Source organism: Roseivivax halodurans JCM 10272 (assembly GCF_000521785.1).
Taxonomy (GTDB): domain Bacteria; phylum Pseudomonadota; class Alphaproteobacteria; order Rhodobacterales; family Rhodobacteraceae; genus Roseivivax; species Roseivivax halodurans.
The window spans coordinates 1-3,752 of the sequence record NZ_JALZ01000083.1 but is presented as its reverse complement, the minus strand read 5'-3'; the positions used below and the strand labels follow the sequence as shown (position 1 = coordinate 3,752).

2 protein-coding genes are annotated in these 3,752 nt (G+C 69.9%); both read left to right on the top strand.

Annotation, left to right across the window (positions count from 1 at the left end; all coding sequences use genetic code 11):
• Positions 1 to 1,449, top strand: a 1,449-nt coding sequence (locus OCH239_RS21040; protein WP_037267363.1) for an AAA family ATPase, incomplete at its 5' end; no start/stop codon positions are given.
• 640 nt (positions 1,450 to 2,089) lie between these two features.
• Positions 2,090 to 3,752, top strand: a 1,663-nt coding sequence (locus OCH239_RS21035) for a recombinase family protein (RefSeq protein WP_051489718.1), incomplete at its 3' end; no start/stop codon positions are given.

The following is a 3,752-nucleotide window of genomic DNA, read 5'->3' as shown; positions in this document are numbered from 1 at the left end:
ACCGGCAAGATCGACCGGGCGCCTGTCGCCGCGCTGCTGCCGGGCGACGACACGCTCGCCCGCATGGACAGGACGGGTCTCATGGCCGCCCTGCGCGCGCCGAATGCGGCGGATGCGGCGCGGGAGCTGACCCGGCTCTCGACCCCGGAGGCGCACAGCGCCCCCGGCATGACGCTGGAGGAGATCGGCGGCGCCTCCCCGGCCCACCGGGCGGCCGCCGACATCGTCTCCGATCTCGCGGCCTGGCGGCGCGGCGAGGCGGACTGGTCGGAACTCTCGCACTCGCTGCTGATCTCGGGCGAGCCCGGCACCGGCAAGAGCCTGCTCGCGCGCGGCATCGCGGCCTCGGCGAAGGTGCCGCTCATCGAGAGTTCCTGCGGCGACTGGCAGAGCGCCGGGCATCTCGGCGACATGCTGCGTGAGATGCGCCGCAGCTTTGCCGAGGCCATCGCGCAGAGACCGTCGGTGCTCTTTATCGACGAGATCGATGCCTTTGGTGCCCGGCAGAGCGCGGACACGCACAACAGCAATTACCGCCGCAATGTCATCAACCAGCTGCTGCGGGAGATCGACCGGCTCGTCCGCGCCGAAGGCGTCATCCTGGTCGGCGCAACCAACCACCCGGAGGCGCTGGATCCGGCAATCCTGCGCCCCGGGCGCTTCGACCTGCACCGGACGCTCGGCCGGCCCTCCCGTGCGCAGATCCGCCACATGCTGGTCCGCGCGCTGCCGGACGTGGGTGAGGCCGATCTCGCGGCGCTGGCGAGGGCCTATACCGGCGAGACCCCGGCCCGAATCGATGCCGATATCCGCGCGGCCAAAGCCGCCGCGCGGCGGGCCGGGTCCCGGGTCAGCGCACAGGCCCTGCTGGAGACCCTCCCGGCGGGCCAGGCAGAGCTGCAGGGCCGCGACCGGCGCATCGCCATCCACGAATGCGGGCATGCCATCGCGGCGAGCCTCCTGGGGGTGGCGCCGGTCCACCGTCTCCTGCTCTCCTCGGACGGCGGCACGACGCATCGCCCGCAGGCCCTGCGGGAAGGCACCATGGCGGAGTACGAGGCCGAGCTCACCATCGTGCTGGCGGGCCGCGCCGCCGAGCGTCTCGTGCTCGGCACGATCAGCGCCGGCGCCGGCGGCGGTGCTGACAGCGACCTCGCCTTCGCCACCCGGCTGCAGCTGCATGTCGACCGGGAGGCAGGCCTCGGGATCAATGGCGGCGCCTGGCTTGGCCCCGCGGACATGACGCGGCTCGCCCCCGAGGAGCGCGACCGGCTGCGTGTCAGGCTCGACCAGGCCGAGCGCCGCGCGCGGGAGCTTCTCCAACCGCACCGGGACCGGCTGGAGCGGATGGCCGTGCATCTCCTCCAGCACCGCGAGCTCAGCGAGACGGAGCTCGCGCCGTGGCTCTCGGACCTGGTGCCGGACCGGCAAGGCGCCTGTGACGCCTGACCGCCATGCGCCGCGCCGGACGGAGATACCGGCAATGGGGTCATCTGGTTCTTTGCAGGACCAGGTGACCCCATGATCCGGCCCCGGGACCGAGACCGAGACCGAGACCGAGACCGAGACCGAGACCGAGACCGAGACCGAGACCGAGACCGAGACAAAATCCGGAGAAGTCCCTGCCCGCAATAGTTTGCCCGATCTCGGGCCCACTCCACGCCCGCTCCGGCACCTCTGCTTCTGCAGCACCAACCGGGCTTGATCGCCAGTTGTCCACATAAAACCGACCGATCCCACCCAGGCGGCCCGCATTGGCTGCGCCCGCGCCGAAGCACCCGAGATAAGATGATGAGAACAGCCGCCGGGACCTCTCCCGGACAGACCATCACCATCACACACCGCCCGCTGCGCCCCGCCGCGGGCGCTCGGGAGAGCTCGGCCTATGGCGCGGGACCGGACAAGACATGCAGACCCGGAGGGATCGGAGCCCCCGTCGACCCCTTGGGCGCATCTTTCGTCCAGAAGCGCTCTTGCCGGATCGCCACCTCCGCCTCATGCTTCGCTGCATCTGCTGGCCCGGCTCATGGCGCGCCAGGCGGCCCGCGAGGATCTTGCCGCCGCGGGCCCCGACTCCGAGGAGTGATCCATGCCCGTCGCTAAGCCCGTCCGCGCGGCCATCTACGCGCGCTACTCGACCGATCTGCAATCTGCCGCATCGATCACCGACCAGGTGCGCGTGTGCCGCACGCTCTGCGCCGAGCGCGGCTGGTCGGTCGTGGAGATCTTCACCGACGAGGCGATCAGTGGCGCCTCTCATCTGCGCCCCGGCTTCCAGGCGATGCAGCAGGCGGCCATGAACGGACGCTTCGACATCGTCACCGCCGAGGCGCTCGATCGCCTGTCGCGGGACCAGGAGCATATCGCGGCGCTCCACAAGAGGATGAGCTATCTCGATGTGGCGCTCGTGACCAAGGCCGAAGGCGAGATCAACGAGATGCATGTCGGCCTGGGCGGCACGATGTCGGCGCTGTTTCTCAAGAACCTGGCCCAGAAGACCCATCGCGGCCAGGAGGGCCGGGTCCGCTCCGGCAAGTCGGCCGGCGGGCGGAGCTACGGCTATCGCCCCGTCCGCCTGATCCGGGAGGACGGTACGATCACCACCGGGGAGCTCGAGATCGTGCCGGAGGAGGCCGCGGCGATCGTCCGGATCTTCGAAGATTACGCCTCGGGCCTCAGCGCACGCCGTATCGCCGCCGATCTGAATGCCGAGGGCATCCGCAGTCCGGGTGCGGGCAGCGGCCAGTGGAGCTTCTCGACCATCTCCGGCAATGCCAAGCGCGGCACCGGCATCCTGAACAACGACCTCTACATTGGCCGGCGGGTCTGGAACCGCCAACGCTTCATCAAGGACCCGGAGACGGGCAAGCGCCAGGCGCGGCCGAACCCGCCGGAGGCCTGGATCATCGAGGAGGTGCCGACGCTGCGTCTCGTGGACGACGCTCTCTGGCAGCGGGTCAAAGCGCGCCAGAGCGCCGTGCGGCAGGACATGAACCCGGCCGGCGTCAAGGATGCGGCGCTCAGGCCGGAGCGCGCCCGGCGCCCGACCTACCTGCTCTCTGGTCTGATCAAGTGCGGCTGTTGCGGCGCCAGTTACACCCTCATCAACAAGACCCGGTATGGCTGCTCCGCGGTCCGCAACAAGGGAGACGCCATCTGCACCAACCGCGCCACTATCAGCCGGGAGGCCGTGGAGGAGCGCGTCCTGGGCGGCCTCCAGAACCGCCTCCTTCGCCCCGAACTCGTCGATGCCTTCGTCGAGGAATACCGCATGGCCTGGAACGCGGCGCATGCCGGCACGCAAGCCGCGCGCGCCCGGGCCGAACGGGAGCTCGCCGAGGTCGAGAAGAAGATTGCGGGCATCCGCCTGGCGATCGAGGACGGCATGTACCATCCCTCGATGAAGGCGAGGATGGACGAGTTGGAAGAGACCAAGCGGCGCCTCGAAGCCGAAGTGGCAGAGACCCCGGAGCCGGCCGTGCTGCGGATGCACCCGGGCCTCACCGATCTCTACCGGCAGAAGGTCCGTAATCTGGCCCATGCCCTCTCGGATCCCGCCGTCCGCGTTCAGGCCGCCGAAGCCATGCGGGCCCTGATCTCCGAGATCCGGATGATCCCGGACGCAGAGGCACCGAACGCCCACCGGATCGAGCTCAGCGGCGATCTGGCCGGTATTCAGGCATTGGGAGAGGCGGAGACGACAAAGCCCCCGCGAATGGCGAGGGCTGGGTCGGAAACGATGGTTGCGGGAG